Annotated in this window: 16 protein-coding genes and 1 pseudogene; 2 read left to right on the top strand and 15 right to left on the bottom strand. The window is 59.2% G+C overall.

All coding sequences use genetic code 11. From position 1 onward, the window contains the following. Positions 1 to 575: 575 nt before the first annotated feature. The 13 genes from hypE to A3AI_RS0137780 form a co-directional block, all read right to left on the bottom strand. Complete coding sequence (gene hypE, locus A3AI_RS0137845; RefSeq protein WP_024520498.1) at positions 576 to 1,625, bottom strand: hydrogenase expression/formation protein HypE; 1,050 nt, start codon at positions 1,623 to 1,625, stop codon at positions 576 to 578. Continuing rightward, positions 1,622 to 2,761 (bottom strand): hydrogenase formation protein HypD, encoded by a 1,140-nt coding sequence (gene hypD / locus A3AI_RS0137840; protein ID WP_024520497.1) that lies wholly within the window; start codon positions 2,759 to 2,761, stop codon positions 1,622 to 1,624. The genes hypE and hypD overlap by 4 nt, the downstream gene beginning before the upstream one ends. Further along, positions 2,758 to 2,994, bottom strand: coding sequence for a HypC/HybG/HupF family hydrogenase formation chaperone (locus tag A3AI_RS0137835; protein WP_024520496.1), 237 nt, complete (start codon positions 2,992 to 2,994; stop codon positions 2,758 to 2,760). The genes hypD and A3AI_RS0137835 overlap by 4 nt, the downstream gene beginning before the upstream one ends. Further along, the gene (gene hypF / locus A3AI_RS0137830) at positions 2,972 to 5,260 is read right to left on the bottom strand and encodes a carbamoyltransferase HypF (protein ID WP_024520495.1); all 2,289 of its coding nucleotides are present in this window, start codon (positions 5,258 to 5,260) and stop codon (positions 2,972 to 2,974) included. The genes A3AI_RS0137835 and hypF overlap by 23 nt, the downstream gene beginning before the upstream one ends. Then, entirely contained in the window at positions 5,257 to 6,150 is an 894-nt protein-coding gene (gene hypB / locus A3AI_RS0137825) for a hydrogenase nickel incorporation protein HypB (RefSeq protein WP_024520494.1), read from the bottom strand. Before hypB ends, hypF begins: the two co-directional genes overlap by 4 nt. Then, a complete protein-coding gene (gene hypA, locus A3AI_RS0137820) occupies positions 6,150 to 6,491 on the bottom strand; it encodes a hydrogenase maturation nickel metallochaperone HypA (protein WP_024520493.1) in 342 nt (113 codons plus the stop codon). The genes hypB and hypA overlap by 1 nt, the downstream gene beginning before the upstream one ends. Then, positions 6,484 to 7,578 (bottom strand): nickel-dependent hydrogenase large subunit, encoded by a 1,095-nt coding sequence (locus tag A3AI_RS0137815; protein WP_024520492.1) that lies wholly within the window; start codon positions 7,576 to 7,578, stop codon positions 6,484 to 6,486. The genes hypA and A3AI_RS0137815 overlap by 8 nt, the downstream gene beginning before the upstream one ends. A 486-nt stretch (positions 7,579 to 8,064) precedes the next feature. Next, the gene (locus tag A3AI_RS0137805; protein WP_024520490.1) at positions 8,065 to 8,931 is read right to left on the bottom strand and encodes a hydrogenase expression/formation protein; all 867 of its coding nucleotides are present in this window, start codon (positions 8,929 to 8,931) and stop codon (positions 8,065 to 8,067) included. 646 nt (positions 8,932 to 9,577) lie between these two features. Then, positions 9,578 to 9,868 carry a HypC/HybG/HupF family hydrogenase formation chaperone gene (locus A3AI_RS46825; protein WP_024520489.1) on the bottom strand — a complete coding sequence of 97 codons (291 nt, stop codon included), beginning with the start codon at positions 9,866 to 9,868 and terminating at the stop codon, positions 9,578 to 9,580. Between the two features lie 17 nt (positions 9,869 to 9,885). Next, on the bottom strand, positions 9,886 to 10,467 hold the full coding sequence (locus A3AI_RS0137795; RefSeq protein ID WP_024520488.1) for a HyaD/HybD family hydrogenase maturation endopeptidase: 582 nt from the start codon (positions 10,465 to 10,467) through the stop codon (positions 9,886 to 9,888). A 13-nt stretch (positions 10,468 to 10,480) separates the two neighbouring features. After that, positions 10,481 to 11,212, bottom strand: a complete 732-nt coding sequence (gene cybH / locus A3AI_RS0137790; RefSeq protein ID WP_024520487.1) for a Ni/Fe-hydrogenase, b-type cytochrome subunit — start codon at positions 11,210 to 11,212, stop codon at positions 10,481 to 10,483. An 11-nt stretch (positions 11,213 to 11,223) separates the two neighbouring features. After that, entirely contained in the window at positions 11,224 to 13,014 is a 1,791-nt protein-coding gene (locus A3AI_RS0137785) for a nickel-dependent hydrogenase large subunit (RefSeq protein WP_024520486.1), read from the bottom strand. A gap of 21 nt (positions 13,015 to 13,035) precedes the next feature. Then, positions 13,036 to 14,127 carry a hydrogenase small subunit gene (locus A3AI_RS0137780; protein WP_024520485.1) on the bottom strand — a complete coding sequence of 364 codons (1,092 nt, stop codon included), beginning with the start codon at positions 14,125 to 14,127 and terminating at the stop codon, positions 13,036 to 13,038. Between the two features lie 350 nt (positions 14,128 to 14,477). Here A3AI_RS0137780 and A3AI_RS48415 point away from each other — a divergent pair, with 350 nt between their 5' ends. Beyond that, positions 14,478 to 14,747 carry a hypothetical protein gene (locus tag A3AI_RS48415; RefSeq protein ID WP_036051243.1) on the top strand — a complete coding sequence of 90 codons (270 nt, stop codon included), beginning with the start codon at positions 14,478 to 14,480 and terminating at the stop codon, positions 14,745 to 14,747. Between the two features lie 297 nt (positions 14,748 to 15,044). Here the strand turns inward: A3AI_RS48415 and A3AI_RS0137765 are convergent, their stop codons facing one another. Both A3AI_RS0137765 and A3AI_RS48410 read right to left on the bottom strand, forming a co-directional pair. After that, a complete protein-coding gene (locus A3AI_RS0137765) occupies positions 15,045 to 16,661 on the bottom strand; it encodes an ABC transporter substrate-binding protein (RefSeq protein WP_245287043.1) in 1,617 nt (538 codons plus the stop codon). A gap of 33 nt (positions 16,662 to 16,694) precedes the next feature. Continuing rightward, positions 16,695 to 17,132: a hypothetical protein gene (locus tag A3AI_RS48410; RefSeq protein WP_156928128.1), complete on the bottom strand. Its 438-nt coding sequence runs from the start codon at positions 17,130 to 17,132 to the stop codon at positions 16,695 to 16,697. 2,364 nt (positions 17,133 to 19,496) lie between these two features. Here A3AI_RS48410 and nodU point away from each other — a divergent pair. After that, positions 19,497 to 21,177, top strand: a pseudogene (gene nodU / locus A3AI_RS44370) (nodulation protein NodU). Positions 21,178 to 21,255 lie beyond the last annotated feature (78 nt).

Here is a 21,255-nt window from a genome sequence, read left to right as displayed (position 1 = left end):
GGTCGAGATGCGCCCTCTTTCCAAGTGGTTGGCAGGCTGGCGAGCAGCAAGTCGATCGGCGGGCCGCCGTAATTCATCCGCCGTCGGCCGTACCGCCGGCGGTCTTTAAGATGCTGTCGGGGTTCGTCATCGACGGACCTTCCCCGCACAAACGACTTTGCCGCTGCTAGCTTACCTTACCGGGAATGTCGATCAGCTTCCAAATTCTGGACGGCGATCCCCAGGCTTTGCGGGGCAATATCGGGTTCTGACACAATCTTGGTGCAGCTCCACTCGTTTCTGCGCCGATCAACCTATTCGCTGCGGTCCATTTATTGACTAACGGCCCAAACAGGACCGTCCGCCCGGCGTAAACCAAGATCGAAGCACACCCGCGTCGTCGTTCGCAGAGCCGTTTCGGTCACGTGCGTTCACGCTAGACTTCCGGTTGCATCGGAAGACCGCGCGCAGACCCTTTGATCTCTGTTAAATTGCGCATCTGCGCAAATCGGTTTCGCCTCTCGGATTCCGCTCGACGTCGTACAGCATTCCAACAGAATCGTGCCCCGGAGTTGTGATTTGCGGTCATGGCGTGCTCAACAGATCCGCGGTAATTGGTCGCCCGACAGCCACTCGACGATTCGTTCGCCGCCAAAGCGGGTTAGCATCTGTACGAACTGATGATCGTCCTCCACGGCACAGCCAATATCCGCAGCATCGCACCCGAGCGCATGGGCCTTCATGGCTGCGAGCACAGCATCGGCCGTTTCAGGCGCGACAATAGCGACAAGCTTGCCCTCATTGGCGACATGCAGCGGATCGAGTCCAAGGAGTTCGCAGGCGGCCGCAACCGTTGGCTTCACGGGAATGATCTCTTCACGAAGGCGAAATCCGAGACCGGATTGATTCGCAATCTCGTTGAGTGTCGCGGCAAGACCGCCCCTCGTCGGATCGCGCATCACCCGGATTCCGCTGCCGCCTGCTGTTACCATCACGGCAACGAGATCATGCAGAGGTGCGGTATCTGAGACGAGTCCGGACTGAAACGGGAGATTCTGCCGTTTCGACATGATGGTTATACCATCATCGCCGAGGCTGCCGGAGACCAGCACACGATCGCCGATTCTGGCGTTGTCAACCGAAAGATCGAGTCCATCGGGCAGTACGCCGATGCCGGTTGTGGAGATGAACAAGCCGTCCGCCTTGCCGCGCTCGACGACCTTAGTATCGCCGGTGATAATGTTCACGCCGGCAGTACGTGCTGCCTCGCCCATGGAACCCGCAATTGTCTTCAGATCCGAAAGTCGGTAGCCCTCCTCGATGATGAAGCTTGCCGATAGATAGAGCGGGCGGGCGCCAGCCATCGCGACGACATCATTGATCGTGCCGTTGACCGCCAGAAATCCGATATTGCCCCCTGGAAAGAAGCGCGGTGAAACCACATAGCTGTCAGTCGTCATCACCATCCTGCCGGTCTGAACTCCAAACGCCGACTGGTCGTTGCCCCTGGCGAGCCAATCATTGCCGAAGGCTTCGTGAAACAGGCTGTAAACCAGCTGCGACATGGCGCGGCCACCGGAGCCATGGCGCAGTTCGACGAACCCATTCCGGACATCAAGCTTGCTCTGATAGGATTTCGCTCTCATGGCGCCTGCCTCCGCGAATGATCGCGGAACCGGCCATATGACCAATGCGCCGAACAGGCCCCCTCCGATGAAACCATGCAGGATCCGATGGGAGTCTCGGGCGTGCAGACACATCCGAAGAGTTTGCAGTCGGCCGGCCTCTTCACACCTCGCAAGATGGCCCCGCACTCGCAAGCAGGATTGTGGGCTACCCGCTGTTCGTGCAGTGCAAAGCGCATTTCGGCATCGAATTGGGCGTAGCCCTGCTTCAGCTTCAGCCCGCTGTGGGGTATGAACCCGAGCCCGCGCCATTCGAACAGGTCACGCACCTCAAACATATCCGATATCTCTTGCTGGGCACGCAAATTACCTTCGCGCGTGACCGCACGGCTGTATTGGTTTTCCACCTCAGAGCGGCCCTCATTCACTTGCCGAACCAGCATCAGAATTGCCTGCATCATGTCCAGCGGCTCAAAACCTGTGATCACAACCGGCTTGCCGAATCCGTCGACGAACTCGTAAGCTTTCGTGCCAATGATGATGCTCACATGTCCGGGACCGACCAAACCGTCGATTTCGACGCTCCCGACGTTATCGACGTCGGGGCTCCCGAGAATGCTCTGCATCGCCGACGGCGTCAGCACGTGATTGCAGAACACGCTAAAATTCCTTAGCTGCTTCTTCTCAGCATGGCGGATCATCACCGCCGTGGGCGGAGTGGTGGTCTCAAATCCAATGGCAAAGAAGACGACCTCCCGATCGGGCGCCCGCTCGGCGATTTGAATCGCATCGAGCGTCGAGTAAACCATCCGAATGTCGGCACCCATCGCCTTGGCGCGGGATAGGGATCGCCCTTGCGAGCCGGGCGCGCGCATCAGGTCTCCGTAGACGCAGAGAATGACATCTGGCCGATCGACAAGGCTGATTGCCATGTCGATCCGGCTAGTGGGGAGAACACAGACGGGGCAACCCGGCCCGTGAATCATACGAACCGTCGTGGGCAGCATGTCCTCCAGACCGTGGCGTGATATTACATGGGTGTGCCCGCCGCAGAATTCCATGAACCGATAGCGCCTTTCCGAGCTGGCCTCGGCGGCAATCGCACGCGCGAGGCCCTGCGCGATGACCCCCTCGCGAAATTCGTCGGCATATCTCATGGGTGCAACTCCGGCCCCACACCGCTGAATTCCCGCAGGAGATCCAGCGTGCGCTCAGCTTCCGCTGGGTCGATTTTGGTCAGAGCATGACCGACATGAACAAGCACATAGTCGCCAACCACGACATCTTCGGTCAGAGCGATTGATATTTCCATGCTCACGCCATCGACGGACACAATAGCCATCTCGCCGGGAAGAACCTTTATGACCTCAGCGGGTATCGCGAGGCACATTTGCAGCGCTTCCTTCTAGAATTGGCGGCCTTTCTGCAAGCCGAAGTGCGGCGATCCAGGCTTGTCCGAGGCTCAAACCACCATCATTCGGCGGCACCAGCCTTGGGAGCAGTGGAGTAAGGCCGGCAGCGACGCAGCCTCGCTCGATGCCATCCGCCAGTATGGCGTTGGAGAAACAGCCGCCACTCAGAACGACAGTGGTGATGCCGCTCGCCCGCGCCGCGCGCGAAACCCAGTCGACGCAAGCAGCGGCAAACGTGCCATGAAACAGTTCGGCACCTTCGGTGGCCGAGATGTCACCTGCTACCAAACGCGCAAACAGCGGACGAAGCGAAAGCGTCCGGCTATCCACAACCCAGCCCGCTTCGAGCACGGAAGTCTGGCGGACAAGCGCCTCCAGCCTCATCGCGGCTTCACCCTCATAGCTCTGCAGGGTCGATAGCCCGAGCAACGCCGCCGCTGCGTCGAACAGACGGCCTGCGCTGGTCGTGGTCAGTACGTCGGACTGATCGAGCAATTCCATTAAACGTTCAGCTTGAGGCTGCGCAGCAAAGCGCTGCCTGATTTCTCTTCCGCGTCCCAGGGAGTGCAAAATTGCACCCGCCATGCGCCAGGGCTCGCGGGCTGCACGATCTCCGCCAGGCATCTGCAGCGGCGCAAGATGCCCCATGCGCCGAAACGCGCCCTGGTCGCACAACAGCAGCTCGCCACCCCAATTGCCGCCCTCTGAGCCATAGCCGTGGCCATCAAGCACAAGCGCGAGAACAGGCCCCGCAATCCCGTGTTCTGCGATCACAGCGGCAGCGTGCGCGTGGTGATGCTGGGTGGCAACCAGAGGCAGCCCGGTTGCTTCGGCAAAGCGGGTGGACGCCAGGCTTGGATGAAGATCATGGGCTATGACCGCCGGGGTGACGTCGAGCGCTGAGGTGAGATGCCGGATGGTCTCCTCGAAGAAGCAGATTCCCTCGGCTGTATCGAGATCACCGATATGCTGAGAAATGAAGGCCTCGCTGCCCCGCGTGATCGTGACCGTCGACTTCAGCGCCCCGCCTACGGCGAGCACGGGTGGCACTGCCTTCGCAAGCCGGATCGGTTCGGGAACATAGCCTCGCGCGCGACGGATGAATTGTCGGCGTCCGGCCACGACCGATACCACGGAGTCGTCGGCGCGCGTCAAGATATCGCGGTCATGCGTCACGATCAGGTCGGCGATACCCGCAAGGCGCCGCGAAGCCTCTTTGTTGTCAGCCACGAGCGGCTCGCCCCTAGAATTGGCGCTGGTGGCGACGATGATCGGATCTGAGCCAACACGCGGCGTCGCAGTGGCACGAAGCGCATGAAAGATGAGGTGGTGCAGAGGCGCCGCCGGGAGCATGACCCCGATGCGCGACAGACCTGGCGCAATCGCCGCGAACTTGTTGCGGGAGTTCAGTAGCACGATCGGTCGAGCTGCGGATTCGAGGAGCTCAAGCTCGTCGGCATTCGACTCGGCGAACTCGTTGACATGCTCCGCTGCACCTACCATCACAGCAAGCGGCTTCTGATCCCGGCCTTTCCTCTTCCGCAATCGCTGCACGACGCCATCATTGCGCGCGTCGCAGAGCAATTGATAACCGCCGAGGCCCTTGATAGCGACGATCTCACCAGCGGCAATCGCGGCAGCAATGTCTTTGAGCTCATGACTGAGCCGAGGACCACATGTCGGGCACGCAATTGCTTCCGCATGAAACCTGCGGCTCGCCGGATCGGCATATTCGGCCGCGCAGGCAGCGCACATATCGAATGCCTTCATCGCGGAACTGCGACGGTCGTAGGGAAGCCGTTCAGTGATGGTGTAGCGCGGTCCGCAATGCGTGCAGCTTATGAAGGGATATAGGTAATAGCGGCTGTTTGCATCGAATAATTCGTGGAGACATTGCTGGCATGTCGCGGCATCGGCGACAATCCGGGTCGACACCTTGCCCCCCAGACTGGCGTTGATCGAAAATCCACTCGTGGCCTGCTGGCCAATTCTCTGAACAGAGACGCGGTCGATCCGTGCCAATGGGGGGCTTTCAAGCGGCAAAGCGTTGACAAAATCCCAGGGGTAGTCACCCTCGACTTCGATGATGACACCGTCAGGATCGTTCGCGACGAAACCGGCCAAGCGATAACGCGTGGCGAGACTATATACGTATGGACGAAAGCCGACGCCCTGAACGGCTCCCCGGACGCGTACGCGTAGCCTCGTTCTACGACCAGTGACGGGTCTCATGCCCGCGGTCATGGCCTTGCCTCCTTGGGAGGGGGCTGATGCGGGGATCTCTTCTGGATCCATCCGCTGAGCGCGGCAAAGCCCTGACCAGTGCGGGCCGAAATCGGCAGCACCTCAATCCTCGGATTGGCACGTCTTGCATATTCAATTGCGTTGGAAAATTGGAAGTCGAGCGCCGGTGCTAGATCAATCTTGTTGATCAGCATCAGGGATGATGCGGCAAACATGTCGGGATATTTGAGCGGCTTGTCCTCGCCTTCTGTGGTTGAGAACACCACGATTTTGTGCGCTTCGCCGAGATCGAAGGCTGCGGGACAAACCAGATTGCCGATGTTCTCGATGAATAGAACACCACGCTTGAGTGGCGGTAAGCGGCTATAGGCCTCGCCGACCATCGCGGCATCGAGATGGCAGCCACGGCCGGTGTTGATCTGGATTGCGGGCGTGCCGGTCGCGCGGATGCGCTCGGCATCAGTTGAAGTCCGCTGATCGCCCTCAATGACCCCAACCGGACGACTCTGCTTGAGCTCAGAGACGGCACGAACGAGAACCGACGTCTTTCCCGCGCCAGGACTGGAAACGAGGTTGAACACCAGCAGCTCGTCGGCCAAAAAGCGGGCGCGGTTGTCGGCGGCGATCCTGTTGTTTTTGCCGAGGATATCACGCTCGATCCGGATGATGCGGTCGATACCGGAACTCGTAAGGATCGGCCGATGCTGCCTATGATCATGGCTATCCTTATGACGATGGTCCCGGTGATCGTGGTGATGGTCCCTATGTCCCTCGTGTTCGCCATGGCGGTGATCATGATGATCATGATGATGCCCGCGAGCGTAATTTCCCTGCACGTCGCCGCGTTCAATGGAGGGTGCCTCCTCGCTGCAGCCGCATACAGTACACATCAATCGACCTCCAACTCTTTGACCCGCATCTCTTCACCAGCGATCACCTGCAGCTGATAGCCGCCGCAGTAGGGACATGGTTCACCGCGCTGTGCGATCTCGACCTTCCTTGAACAGGCCATGCACCACGCGGCGCCCGGCAATTTGCGGATCCTAAGCGCCGCGCCATCGGCGATTGTCCGCGCTGCAACAATCTCAAAGTAGAACTTCAACCCTTCGGGCGTGACATGGCTTAGCGCGCCGAGATCCAGGCAGACGCTCCTCACCTTTGAGAATGGGTGCCGCCGCGCCTCCTCCTCGACAATGCCGATGATGCCTTCACAAAGCGCCATTTCATGCATCGGCGACTTCGCGGAGATTGAGCCTGAATCCGACACACGGGTCGAACGATCCGATCATGGCCCGAACCCCATCTTGTCGCGCTCTACTCTCTGCCAGCATCGCACCCTGCAAGCTGCGGACCAGCGGTCCGCGCGGGTGGAAATTCCATTCGGTCGGTGCAAGAAACTCCACGCGCGTGATTTGTCCCTCACGATCAAGTTCAACCGTGTAGTAAAGTCGCCCCCTCGCGCATTCGACCACAGCCGCACCTCGGCCATGTCCCGACCCGTAACTTACGAGGACCCCATCCTCCATTGCCTCGGGGTCATGAGCCTGGAGGCAAGCGTACAGGCGGGCCACTTCCGCGATCCTCGCCCGTAGCCGCTCGGCGGGCTCCGGCCGCTTTGCTGATGATTGGTGGCGGATCATGTCGCGCGCCCACACACCTGTTTCGGGAACACGCCTGTCGAGGTCGGGGTAATCGCAAAAGTCAGTGTCACCGGCAAACATCCGTTGAACGACTGGGAGGTCGTCGGCAACTGATAGGAACGTGTGCTCAGCCGCGGCGACCTTCAGTGCGTTTTCCTCAAGAGCCGCGATGGCTTGGGCGAGCGGAGTACCTTCCGTCGGGGTCCCATCTTGGTCCGAAAAGCCGAGACAGGTGAACGCAGTCTCCGCCTGTGCCCTGGCTTCCTGGTGTGCCGGCCCGCGGGCAGCCGCGTCCGTCCCGACAAGTACCGATGTAGCCTCTATTACGCCGCGGATTGCTGCGGCGCTGGCGATATCGTTTGCGAGATGCCCGACATATAGACCTCGCAGCAATTCCGTCAGCCGCTCGAGAAGGACCCGGATGATACGACGGCACCTCGTCGCAAGGCTGACCTCTTGCCCGCGCGCCGCCTCGATCGCGGACACGAATGCGACCTGATGCGCAGCCGCGCATAGGCTGAAGAGCCGCGGCAACATGTCGAGGAGCGAAGTGAGCGGCTTGCCGGCAAACAGCCGCGCCAAGGGCGGCCGGGCTCGAGGCTGGATCTTGACGGCAACTACGACGCCTCCCACCAGGGATAGCGTGACATCAACCTCGTTGCGGAAAGGAAGGCTCATCGGCGCCGCTGAGCCACTGCAGGGTGCAAGAACGAGCCGCGGCCGATGCCTGATTTCGGTCTATGACCTATTTGCGACACATCTGGCCTATGTGGCGCCGTGCTGTTGGTTCTCGACATCATCGGTGCTGCCTCAACGGTCTACGCGCAAACGAAGCGTGGGAAACTCGAATTGTGAAAGGCGAGCTGCTCTCAATCCGACCGAGCGGCGCAATACCACTGACGGTGAATTCGATTTCGCTCGTTGGAAATGGACGCAAGTCCCTTGCAAGGGGGGGCGCGCCGTCGGGCAACCGCATGAGCGCGTTCATAAATCGAGGGCGTGGCGATGATGGCAACGAGATTGCCCAGGGAGGTACCCAAGCCGATGGGGGCGATGCTCGGGGCTTCGTCGAGGATCGGGAAATAGGCCGTGAATGCCGCAGGCGCCGCATTCCGTGCGTAGGCATCTGCAAAATCCTGCGGGATGCCAAGCTTCCCGAGCTCATCATTTGAAGTAAGCCTCGACGATTTTCTGCAACCGTTCGGCAGAATCCTCAAAGTCCTCATCGGCCGCCAATACAGACGTCGGAATGCCGCCAACTTCGAGCGTATCCAGGATGATGCTGTCCATGGCATTGAAGAACTGCACCGACCAGACGTTTCGGATTCCTGTTGCCAGGATGCGGCAGGCGCCGTAACCGCGCGAGATGAGCTCGATCGGTCCGCTGCCGAGCGTTTGTTGCAGAAACACCATGTCGACCGGGCTCATCGGCAACAGGGTGAAATTGATGATGTGCGAGAGAGTGCCGGGCCGCCAGGCCAGCGCACGTTCTCGGATTTCCGTGAGCACTGGCAGCACGTTCATGGCGCCATCGGGCGCCGTGCCAATCGTGAGCTCGGGCGACGTCAGGTCAGTTGCTGCCCGCGCCACCAGGTTAGGGATCGTTCCGACCTCGACATATTCGTTTGCGGTATCGGCCTGAATACGCAGGCGCCAGAGTCCGGCTAACGCCGATTCGTGGATTTGGGCCAATGAGCCGTCCGGCAGGGCAACCACTCCGGAGACCTCGCCGTTGCCCAGCACGTCCACAATTAAATGGCGCTCGGCATCGTCGAGGCCGCCGAGCCGGAACAGCCGGTTCGGCGCGTCGCTCTTCTGACGACCAATGGCGGTGACGAGGTTCGACAACAGCGCAGTGGCATCGGGACAACGCCTTGCCAGCTCGACGCAGCGAATTGAAGAAAGCTTCGCGAGAGCGCCAGTAGCCGTCGAGGCGGCATGGATTGGGCCGGGACTCTCCGTATCGATGGGAGGCCGGCTCATTAAGTGCTCGGTGCCTTCGGGCATGACGCCGTGAGCTTTTACTTCCATAACAATTCTGCTGTGAATGCTGAGGAAGGATTCATTTGTCGAGTGACGCGGTACTGGCGGGTGAGCGATCAAAGAGCTTCGAATCTCGTTCGAGCAATTCAGGCAAACCCTGGATCTTGGTGGTCAGGTCCAACCTGTCCTCTTCGCGGGAGGGGACGGCGCCTATTAACGCGCACTTCAGAGGTGCTGGCTCGGCTCGCCTCTAGCGTCAGGCGCAATCACCCCGGGGACCAAAGATCCTGAAGATGCGCCGATCAGTCCAGAAAAAATCGTTGTGACGCCGATCTGGGGCGAACGCACAGGATTGCTCAATGAGAGCCGTACGGCGGCCGGCCTTACCGGATCCGCAGCGAACGGGAACGCATTAGCCTTTGCTGCATCGGCCAACGGCAGAGCGCGCCGGGTCGGACCATGTTGCGAATCCATCAAAACCCACTCTCATATGTTTCTGGTTCTGCTCGAGGAGGTGTTAGCAAGGCATGTGCCAAGAGGTGATTTTCGCGCTTGCGGCTCGCTTGGATTTGGGTACAGAGCCACTTCCTACGCTTCGTCGAAAAGCGCGCCCTTCGGTTGCCAATGCAGTGTTCGTAGATATCAGCGGAGAGCGGCGAAACGGCGCGCCGAGTGCTTTGGAAATGACGCCAGATTAGCGCAGGTGCTCGAGCAATTGCGGCTCGCGAGCGATCAAGTCTGCAAAAAAGCGATCGCAATCTCGGCCATTGAGGGCCGCATCAAGCCCGTCCAGCGCATCTGCGATCAACCTTGCTTCGTCCTGATCCAGGAGGCGTACCGCGGCATCCATATGGACAAGAACGCTGGCGCCGACTGGCGGATTCGAGAGCAACATGACCGAGACTCGCCGCTGCTCGTCGCCAAACTCGCATAATGCCGACATCCCGTCGCTCTGAATAATCGTCATCGGCAGCCCAATGCACATGGTAACCCCGCGCGCAACTAGCCTCGTCGTGCCTTTCTCTCGGATGTCGCATGATCGACGTCCGCGGGCAGGTTTCCCGAGTTTCGGAGTGGTACCCTCCGCAGCTGAGCTTCCGAGCCCCATTGCTTCAGCAGCTGACAGGCGAGGTCAATCGCGGGGCCAATCTGAGCGCGGACAGGGCTGGTCAACGGTCCGCACCAGTCCTCCAAGTTCAGCGGCTGGCAGCCGATCAGCGCCATTTCTCTCGGGAAGCGCCCCAGCAGATCGGCCGCACTCAGGACGTCCTGAAGGCCAGTCTGATGCAAGCTCATCTTTTTGGCGCCGGTGAACCTAGGCACCTCCTCGTTGCGCAACAGCCTCAGTTGGCCGGGTTTTAAGCTGTATTCGATTGCATCGAAGACGATCAGGCAGTCGGTCTCCTCGATATAGCTCAGCAGATACAGTCCCCGTGTCCCGCCGTCCACAACGGTGACATTGCCTGGTACGGAGTATCGGCAATAAAACTCATCCACGGCTCGTACGCCGAACCCTTCATCGGCCCACAGGACGTTACCCACGCCGAGCACAAGGATGCGTTTCGTGGTCTCAATTGAGGACACGGGCGCCTTCCCTTTAGCCGCGGAATTCACGTTTGCCTGAAATCATCGAGAAGACGATACTCTGTCGCGTGATGACGTCCTCGCGGATCACCGCATAGATGTGGACGAGTGTGAAGGATACGATCACCCACAGGCCGAGATGGTGCCAGGTGTGAACGTCCTGGGTGTTCGGCCAGATCGAAAACACCCAGCTAAAGAACTGGTATTGCCAGCTGTCGTTTCCAGCGCCTTGCGCATAGAGAGCAAAGCCAGTCACGACCATGAATGTGATTGTCTGCGTGAACATGGAGAACATGGCGACTTGGGCTAGCGGATTGTGCCCAACATATTTCTTCGGCTTGGCCTCGAGAAAGGCGTACCAGCGGAACTCGTACAACAAGTCAGCCCAATAACTCTTCCGCCACAGCGGCACGTAGAAGATCTGCTTGGCATGGAGCGTTCCGATTAACGCCAAGTAGATACGCAGAAGGAAGCCGACGGTGAGCACGTAGCCGGCGGATAAATGGGCAAAGCGGATATAGCCGAACAGGAAACTCCCGCTTGCTTCTCCCAGCGCGGTCGGGGTCCCGCTGCCGATGAAGTAACCCGTCAGGCCCAGCACCAGGATTGCCGCGGCATTGATCCAGTGCCACAGCCTCAACGGCACGTCGTAGACATAGACCGTGTCGCGCTCGCCGCTCGGATCGATGCGTGCGCCGTGGGCTCCCACGGCAGCGGTTAGCACGTGCGGAGATTTGTCCAGCATCGGTGCCTCCGCTAGCGAACCTTGACCGTTACCAGTTCCTGGCCATCCGGGCTCATCACGTGGGTAGAGCAGGCCAGGCACGGATCGAAGGAATGGATCGTGCGCAGAATTTCCAGTGGCTTCTCCGGATCCGCCATGGGCGTATCGATCAGCGAGGCTTCGAAAGCACCAATATTGCCCTTGAGATCACGCGGCCAGCCATTCCAGGTCGTCGGCACGACGCACTGATAATTGTCGATTTTGCAGTCCTTGATCTTGATCCAGTGCCCGAGCGCACCACGCGGCGCCTCCGTGAAACCGTAGCCCTTGGCCTTTCTCGGCCAGCTCTCCCGGCTCCACTTTTCGATGTTGGCGGTACTGGTGCCGCCTGCCTTGATATGCGCCACCAGCTTGTCCTGGAAATAGCTCATCTGGTGTGCGGCCCACTGGCATTCGAGCGCACGCGCCGCGGTTCGGCCAAGCGCTGAGAATAGCGCCGTAAAGGGAAGATGAAGCGGCTTCAAGAACTTGTCGATAGGCTCCTTGAACTCCGCTCTGCCTTGCGCGTAGCCCATGACATATCGCGCCAACGGCCCCACCTCGACAGCGTGGCCGCGCCAGCGCGGCGCCTTGATCCAGGAATATTTGGCGCCTTCGTCGAGCTCCTTGATATCGGTTTTTGTACCCTTGGTATCTGCGCCGAGTTGGAAGTTCGGCTCGGTGATGCCCTGCCAGGGGTGTAGTCCCCTGGTTTCGTCGGGATACTTGTACCAGGAATGGACGACAAATTCCTGGATCTGCTCGGGGTCGCCATGATCGATTGGCAGCACATCGTTGAGATTCCCATTGAGAATGACGCCCCGGGGCAGCATGAGGCTTTTCTCTGAGTAGTCGTTGGCGTGTTCGGGGATATCGCCGTAGGACATCACGCTCTTGCCCGAAAGCCCACCTCCATAGAGCCAATCCTTGTAGAATGAGGCAATCATGACGAGGTCAGGCAAGTAAACCTGCTCCACGAATTCGATTGACCGATCTATGATCGAGGAGACGAGGTTGAGCCGCTCCATGTTGATCGCGCCGACCGCACCGGTGCCGTCGACATTGATGGGGCAGGGCACGCCGCCCACAAGCCAGTTGGGATGTGGGTTCTTGCCGCCATAGACTGCCTGGATCTTGGCGATCTCCTTCTGGAAATCGAGCGCTTCCAGATAATGCGCGACCGCAATCAGGTTGGCTTCCGGGGGAAGCTTATAGGCCGGATGGCCCCAATAGCCATTCTTGAAGGGCCCGAGTTGCCCCGACTCGACGAACTTGATGAGCCTCATCTGCAGCTGCTTGAAATAGCTCGGCGACGACAGCGGCCAGGGCGAAACCGACTGCGCCAGTTGTGAAGTCGCCTTGGCATCGGCTTTCAGTGCGGACATCACGTCCACCCAGTCCAGCGCATGCAGGTGATAGAAATGAACCAAATGATCATGCACGTAGAGACAAAGCTGCATGATGTTTCGGATCGAATTGGCATTTTCCGGAATCGTGATGCCGAGCGCGTGCTCGACCGCACGCACGGAGGTAAGCGCGTGGGTGCCGGTGCACACGCCGCAAATCCGTTCGGTGAAGGCCCAGGCATCGCGCGGATCTCGGCCCTTCAGGATCGTTTCGATGCCGCGCCACATCGTTCCCGTCGACACAGCGTTGCGGATTACGTTGTTCGAGTCGACGTTGACCTCAACGCGCAGGTGACCCTCGATCCTGGTCAGCGGATCCACGACAATGCGTTTACCTGAATTGTCGAGATTGAACCCGTTGGGTGTCTGAACGCGCATCGTCGTGATCGTTGAATTCGACTAATTGTCTTGGGCTACGCCCGTCCGCTTGCCCATGAACCGCTTCACGGCCGTGACCGCGGCATGTGCGGCAACTGTCGCCCCAACGACCTCAGCTGCCGCCATGCCGATCTGGTCCGCATTCATTTCGATGCCGAGCTCCTTGATGGTCGTGAGACGGTCGTAGAAGGAGCCTTCGTCCCAGAAGCCGTCCTCCGAGCAACCGAGGCAGCCGTGGCCGGATTGAATCGGGAACGACACGCCTTCGTTCCAGCGCACCGTCGAGCAGGCGTTATAGGTCGTCGGCCCCTTGCAGCCCATTTTGTAGAGGCAGTAGCCCTTGCGCGCAGAGTCGTCGTCCCAGTCCTCGACAAACTGGCCGGCGTCGAAATGGGACCGACGGTAGCATTTGTCGTGAATTCGTTGGGAGTAGAACATTTTCGGCCGCCCCAGCCGGTCGAGCTCCGGAAGCTTGCCGAATGTGGTGATGAAGGTCACTACCGCGGTCATGACTTCCGCGATCGGTGGACATCCAGGTACCTTGATGATCGGCTTGTTCGTGATCACCTTGTCTATAGGTGTGGCCTGGGTCGGATTGGGCTTGGCAGCCTGCACGCAACCCCAGGACGCGCAGGTGCCCCAGGCGATGATTGCCTTCGCATCCTCCGCCATCAGCTTCAGCTTTTCGACGAATGGCTTGCCGTCCTGCATACAGAACATGCCACTCTCGTTCAGCGGCGGATTGCCTTCAACCGCAAGGACATACTCGCCTTTGTAATTGGTTCGGATTTCCTCGAGGATTGCTTCTGCTTGCCGGCCTGCCGCCGCCATGATTGTGTCGTCGTAATCAAGCGAGATCATGGACAGCACCACATCCTTCATCAAAGGATGTGCCGAGCGAATGAAGCTCTCCGAACAGCAGGTGCACTCAAGCCCGTGCAGCCAGATCACGGGTACTCGCGGTTTGGTTTCGAGCGCATTGGCGATACGGCTCGCCGCGAGCGGGCTGAGCCCAAGACTCGCCGCCGTGAGACTGCAGAATTTGTGAAAGCTACGACGTGTGATGCCCTGGCGTCTGATCACACTATAAAATGTTTCCTCTGTCGCAACCATATGACTGCTGTCTGCTGACGAATTTGCGTTAGAACAGCAAGAAGCAGGCCAATATCGCCTTGCCACTTGCAGGCAACAAGTGGCGCTAGCCAAACTGAACGCTCAGATTGGCGCATCCAAGCGCCAGTCAAGCAGGGGAAAAGATCCTGTGTGGCCTCGGAAGCAACTCACCAAGGTACGAGGAGGTGCGCCTGATACACATGAAGCTCACTTCAGGGAAGCGATCATGAGCTGAATGACGGCGGCAGATGCGTGAACCGACACGCGTGCTGGATGGTTGACGAATTTCAGACATGGTGCGTTTACTTTCGGACAGGCGCCGTCTGGCGAGCTCCTGGGTCAGAGGGGCGATGGACACGATCCTTGTACGTAGCCGACCAATCCATGCTGAAGCTTGCGCGCCGCGCGAGTTCGGCATGCACCAGCATGATCGTGCGGCCATTGCCATCCAGAAACGGATGGCCGTAGGCAGGATAGCCATGACCTCGCCCGCCTTTTCAGCCATAAACGCCTTGTCCCGGCCCTTCTCCAGCGCGCAATCAATGGCCTTACGAATGTCGTTCGGATGCGCGAAGATGAACTGGCCCCTTTTTACGAAAATGTGGGACGCGTTTCCTTGAAGGCAAGTTTTGTGTCCTTCCACGATCGGGCAAAAATGCGATTTGTCCGCAAACTGAACCCGGTGACCTATCGGGAAGGCGCCTTGCAGAACACCGTGCCGTCGCCCGCCGGCTCGGTTTCGTGCACTTCATCGGTCACGAGCGGCCTGACGGCGTTTTCCTGCGTGGTGAAGCACAGCAAACCATGTCGGAAGCGGGATGTCCCCACTCCCGACGAATGGCGATGCAATGGGAAATCAGAATTCAGTGAGATCCTCGCCTTTCCCCCGGCGAGTTACGTGCTCCAACTTCAGTGGCTCAATCGAGCTCCAACGGTTCGTATTTGCCATTGTCATCGATCGCGGTGCCCCAGACCTTATGGGATGCCTGGTGCTCGGAGCGTCCGAAGTTGAGGGGCGTGCCGAGGCCGAGATCCAGATTGTGCGTATTCTCGAGCATCTCGATCAACTTCTCGGCGTCGAGCTGTGGGCCAGCTCGTTTGATCCCCTCAATCAAGACGTTGGCGGCGACAAAGCCCTCGAACGAGATATAGTTGGGTGGCTCGCCCGGGAAGTATTTGGCAAGCGCGTTCTTATAGTCGAGAACCGCGCTCGAATAGCCGTCGATCGCTGGTACGACCTGTGTTACGATGACGCCACTTGCAAAGCGCTGGCCCTGCAACATCAGTTCATCGGCAAGCTCGCTCGCGCCCACTGACGAGACGTTTGTGTAGATCATGCCGGGAGTCAGGGCGCGGCTCTTCTCGATGAATTTCGCCGCTGCCCTGTAGGTTGCGACCATGACGACGGCTTTGATGGTTGCCTTCTGTGCACGCAGCGAATTAAACGCCCCGTCCACATCGACGGTGTTCCGCTTGTAGCCCAGACGCAGGATCTTTGTGCTGTTCAGGCCAAGCGAGCGGAATGCCCTGGTCACCCCAGCAAATCCGGCGTCGCCAAAAGCATCCTGCTGGGCGAACACCGCGATCTCCTTCGGCTGCAGGCCGCGGACTTTCAAGAGATAACGCACGGCCGCATCGGTCTCCTCTGTGTAAGATGCGCGATAGTTGAACACATAGCGGTCCGGCGGATCATGGCGGAGGTTAGGGGCGCCGCTAAAAGCCCCGAAAAACAGCGCGTGATGTCCGAGCGCGTAAGGGACTGCGACGGCTGCAGTCGCTGTTCCGACATTGCCGACATAGGCAAAGACCTGGTCCTTCTCGTAGAGCTGCTTCATCGCGGGTAGCGTTCGCGTCGGCTCATTGCCGTCGTCGGCGGCGATCAGTCGCAACGTTCTTCCCTCCAGGCCCCCCGCATCGTTGATGCGGTTGAAGGCAGTATCGATACCGAACTTCATCTGGCGCCCGAGCTCGCGCGACGCACCGGAGAAGGGCGCCACGATACCAAACCGGATCTCGCGGTCAGTCGCGGAGCGCGCAGTGCTGGTAACGGGCTGCGTCGTCGTGGGCACGGCAGCGGCCGCGGCAGACGCCGGGGCGCTGACACTCGACGGGGTCGATGCTGCGCCCGATGGGGAGTTGGGTGCGGAGAGCGATTGTTCAAGATCGGCGAGCTCGCGCTCGGCCGCTGCGCAATTGATCTTGCCCGATGTGATGGAAGTTCGCCCATCGTTGACATGGCGGTCGAACACCCGCAGCAGATCGTCGCGGTCGGCATTGTTGGGCGAGTTTTGCTTGATTACGGCCCTAAACTTCTCGGCAACGCCGTCAATACGGTTCTGCGGGATGTCATGGCAGGACAAAGCCGAGCCGATGATCGGCCCGACGTGACCCGCGAGGTCACGCACCGCATTGGTGTTTTCGTCCGGCCCAGCGTTCGCGGCTGTCGCGAGCAGGACGGTTATCAGAGCTGTCGTCCAATGCGCGGGCTGGCAGGAGCTTCGCGCGTGGATGATATGGGACGCATCGACAGTCATGGTCAGTGATACCTCTTCTTCGCAGCAGTTTGTCTATTGCTGATGTTGGGCGAAAGCCGCTTTTTGGTGCCACCGCATAAACTGCTCGAGCAGCCGTTTCGATTTTTCCTGAGTCATCGGCCGATCGCTCTCGTCCGATGCGAGCGGCGATTGAAGTTCGCGACGCGGTGGATTGATTTCTGCTTCCGAACCATTGCCGTGGTCTCGCAATGAAGGGAGCACCGTAACCACAATCAGAGCTATAGCTGCCGAAAGTCCGAAAGCTGCCGCGACGCCACCACTCCGCCATAGCAATTTGTGCCGTTGCGATCGCTCGTGTGCATCTGCCGGCGGTTCCGGCACAACTTCGGGGGTCAGGCTGCGGTTCAGGGACTCGTCGATGGGCGCATCAAGGTACGTTTCGAGCGACGCCGCAAAGTGGGAGCTTGCGGGATCAATTCTGAAGGGGGGATCGAATTTCGTTTCGCTCACAGCCGGGATCCCAGTCGGCAAATGGCCCCCCGTCCGTTCCGCACGCCTGCGGGGTGCATAGTGAAGGGGATCGTGCGGGTTAGTCGGTCGTTGCTCACTCGATACGTTCATTCGCCACTCCTTTCACGCGTCTACTGTTGTGCTGATCGGTCATCCGACGCTCGAAACCAGGGGCGGGAAATCGGCCCAATGCTTTGCTTGCGGCAAATGTCGCCTGCGCAGTCGGATCAAGACGCAACTTCGTCACGGCATGCCGAACTGCATCGAGAGCAACAGGGCGTCCGAGGTTGCATTGTCATTCTCGCTTACATTGCCGTAGTCGCAGTTTGCCGCGGATGTGATAGTCCGCCTGCTTCTGTGGCGCACTGCCGTGCGCTCGCGTCAATAGTAAGTCGAAATCGCGACATGATCGTGCTGACGTTAAATGCACGGTTTACACTGCCGAGCAGCGGGCAATGTCATATCCAGGCGACCGACGTAACGCGAAGGCTGCAATCAGGGCTGGTGCCAAGCGCGTTTTTGCCATGTGCGGGAGAACTATGAGCATGTCATCGCGTACCGATCCGCTGGCTGCCCATTGTGCTTGGCGGGACTCTTGTCGTTCATGCCCACAATTTGCCATCTGAAACGCTCCATGCGGTTGCTTGCGCAAGCGGATCGGTTCGTTCTGACGCATCAAAAATTCGATGGTGCCGATGTCGTAGATATGCGGTCCCGTGCACCGGGAACATCGGACGCGGAGCCGAAGCGTTGATGACGCGCAACCAGCGGCTGATCTCGATGCCCATAAAATGAGCGATCCGAAAAAGCTGGATCCGGGCTATGAACCAATTGTTCAAACATTCTCCGGCACGATGATGATATCCGGTATGCCAGGTGGAACGGCACCGCGGATTACAATCCAGATTATGGATCATGGCAGCTTATGGATCATGGCAGCGCGATGTAGGGCGCGATCGGCTTGCTGACGGCGAGCACTGAGCGGCACCGCACGGGGGCGGTCGCAATAATGACAACGTCCCAATTGGAGACACGATCGGGGTGGTTGACCAGCCGTTACTCGCGCAGCTAACGGAGAGGTCCGTAACGGCATCCTACGGGCAGTCCTGACGTAGCCGTTGTTCGACGCATTCGAAGGTGCGGATGGACCCATAATCATCGCGGCTCGCAATGATGCGCTGTTCAGAAAACACTGTCCTGCCAGGACAAACCCGAAGGGGCCGCAGATCCAAGTTTGGCGACCAACCGCCAGCGCCTCGATCGTCCCGATGAGCTCCCCGGCGAGCCTGGGCACATTTTTCGCACCAAGCTTCCGCACGTGTTGGCTGCAAGAGCTCGCTGCGGCCGGAGTTCCGTCCAGTTCCAATCAACTCACTCCGGGAGATGTTGGCTGAACCCCAGATCGAGAGCATCGATATATTCCGGGCGGTCCCCTCACGTTTTGAGCACGCTTGATCGCGCTTCCAATAGAGTTCGATGGGGAGCGACCACCGATACGCCGCCGCGCGCCTGCCGTGTTCCCCTCATTCCTGCAACCTGACGCACCGGTCGATTCAAGCCCGTGAGCGCTTTCCATGGCCAGAGCTAAGATCGAGTGATTGGCCACAAGGGCCAATGGCTCTAGTTTCCTGCAGTTTCCTGCAAAGCGCACCAAAAGCGCTCGGTTAGACGAACGCGCGAAAAAATCGCTTGGTGGCGCCTTGCCGCATAGCTTAGAGCCGCGCCGGCTCACAAAGCTACTACGAGAACTGGTGGTCGCTTCAACTCGAGCGCGATGCCATAGGAATGCCCGTGCATCCTGCGACATCGCCGCGTTTGGGGTGTATTCGGCAACTGACGGGCGACTTCAGACCTTAAATCCTTGGAACATCACATCTGATGCCGACCGTCCGCGGGACCGCGACCAGAACGATTATGTATCACACGCTACGCAGGCTCAATGCCGACAGTGTAGCGCGACGCTCATTGCTGACCAGCCCAAACTTGGGCCCGGGGGTGGCCAACTGTGCGGTCGGCCCCGTTCACGGATGGGGGGTGTTTCGCTGGCAAGGCAAGAACGAGGTAATTCATGCCTGAGGCCTTAAACGCAGTCCGCGCGAGCGGGAGCCTCTCGCGCAAATGCTCCAGCTGTGGCTTTGGAAGCAGCTATCGAAGACTCCCCCTGAGCTGTGCGGCGGGCCCATTCATGGAAAGGCTGGTGCCGTACTCCCAACGGGTGACCGTTTATCCACGCTGATTGAGCTTAACCGGTCCCCCCCCAAGGTGAAACCGTTAGCGGAAACGTCCAGCTTTTGCTCGCCTGCTTTGGCTTTTTGATTAGATCCTTTCATCATTTGAACTATCGGCGCCAAACATGGAGTCACCGTGCGGATTTGCGGTATAAAGCTGACGCATGACGCAGCGATCGCCCTTGTCGAGGACGGTCAGCTGGCCTTTTGTGTCGAGCAGGAGAAACGGGGTAACAATCCGCGCTATCCAAACATGGATAATCTCGACGCAATTGTCAGTGCTCTGGCGGAGCACCGTCTGGATCCAGGTGATGTTGATCAATTCGTAGTCGACGGCTGGATTGGGGAGGGCAGCTCCCAGTTCGAAGTGCTCAGCGGGGCGACACCTATCGCTCTCACTGGGGCGCCTTATGTTGAGAACCATGCTGAGGGCGTCCTCGCCTCTCGCGATGGTTTTGGGCTGATGCTTGATGGCAAGCTCTTCCCATATAGAAGCTATCCACACGTCACGAGCCATATAGCATCCGCATACTGCACCAGCCCGTTTGCCAAATTCGGAGAGCCTGCGTTCTGTTTGGTGTGGGACGGCGGCACCTTTCCACGTCTCTATCATGTGGAGCGCCGAAAGCCCCGATTTCTCGAATGCCTGTTTCCGACGACTGTTTACGCCTACGGCGCAGCAGGGCATTACTTCGGACCGTATAAGCAGGCGAACCGCCCCAGATTGGAAGACCTGGGTCTTGCCGGCAAACTGATGGCCTACATCGCTCTCGGTTCTGTTGATGAAAACATCGTCGCCGTATTTCGGGAGCTCTACGAGGAGCACTTTGCGGCCGACACGGAGCCTGCGCGGCGTTACCGTGCAGACATAAATAACATCACCAACTGGGACACGTTTCATGCGCCCGTACATGCCTTCCTCAAAGCGAGCGCGACTTAGGCTGAAGGCCATGGCACCTGAAGACGTGCTCGCATCCTTTCACGCCTTTCTCGAGCGGCTCCTGATCCGCGGAGTGACGATCTCCTTGCAGCGATATTCGTCTCTTGGACCACGCAACTTGTGCATATCCGGCGGCGGTGGCCTCAATATCAAGTGGAACAGTGCGCTACGTGCAAGCGGTCTGTTCGATGCTGTCTGGGTGCCCCCCTTTCCGAATGACAGCGGGTCGGCCATCGGTGCCGCTTGCGCTGCAATGGCGGTGCAGAAGGGATTGGTGGAGTTGGAATGGTCGGTCTACAGTGGTCCGGCCCTTCGAGACAGCAAAGTCCCGCCCGAATGGGACGCTGCGCCTTGCAGTATGCGAGAGCTTGCGATCCTGCTCGCGAGCAAAAAGCCCGTCATCTTCCTCACTGGCCCCGCCGAGCTTGGGCCACGGGCATTGGGTGCCAGAAGCATTCTGGCAAGCGCCACTCTTTCGGGGATGAAGGATCGTCTCAACGACATCAAACTTCGGGAACACTTTCGTCCCGTAGCGCCGATATGTTTGGAGGATCGTGCGCCGGATATTTTTATTCCCGGAACGCCGGACCGCTACATGCTGTTCGATCACCGGACGCGAGCCGAGTGGCAGGACAAAATCCCTGCTGTTGTACATCTCGACGGATCCGCGCGATTGCAGACAGTTCCCAGAACCTCTCAGCACAAAATAGCTGAGCTTCTCGTCGAATATGAAAAGCTCACAGGCATTCCGTTGCTTTGCAATACGAGCGCCAACCACCATGGATGTGGGTTCTTCCCGGACGTCGCAGCTGCCTGCGAATGGGGGCGCATTGGGCACGTTTGGTGCGATGGCATGCTGTGGACGAAGGAGCGTTGAGCGAGCGAAAGCCGATGGCTTTTTTTCCCGCGAAGATGAGCGCAGTTCCTGCCGACCCCCCACGTGCGCGCAAAACCG

The organism is Bradyrhizobium sp. Tv2a-2 (assembly GCF_000472425.1).
Classification (GTDB): domain Bacteria; phylum Pseudomonadota; class Alphaproteobacteria; order Rhizobiales; family Xanthobacteraceae; genus Bradyrhizobium.
Note: the sequence above shows the minus strand (reverse complement) of the source record. Positions and strands in the feature narration are given on the sequence as shown.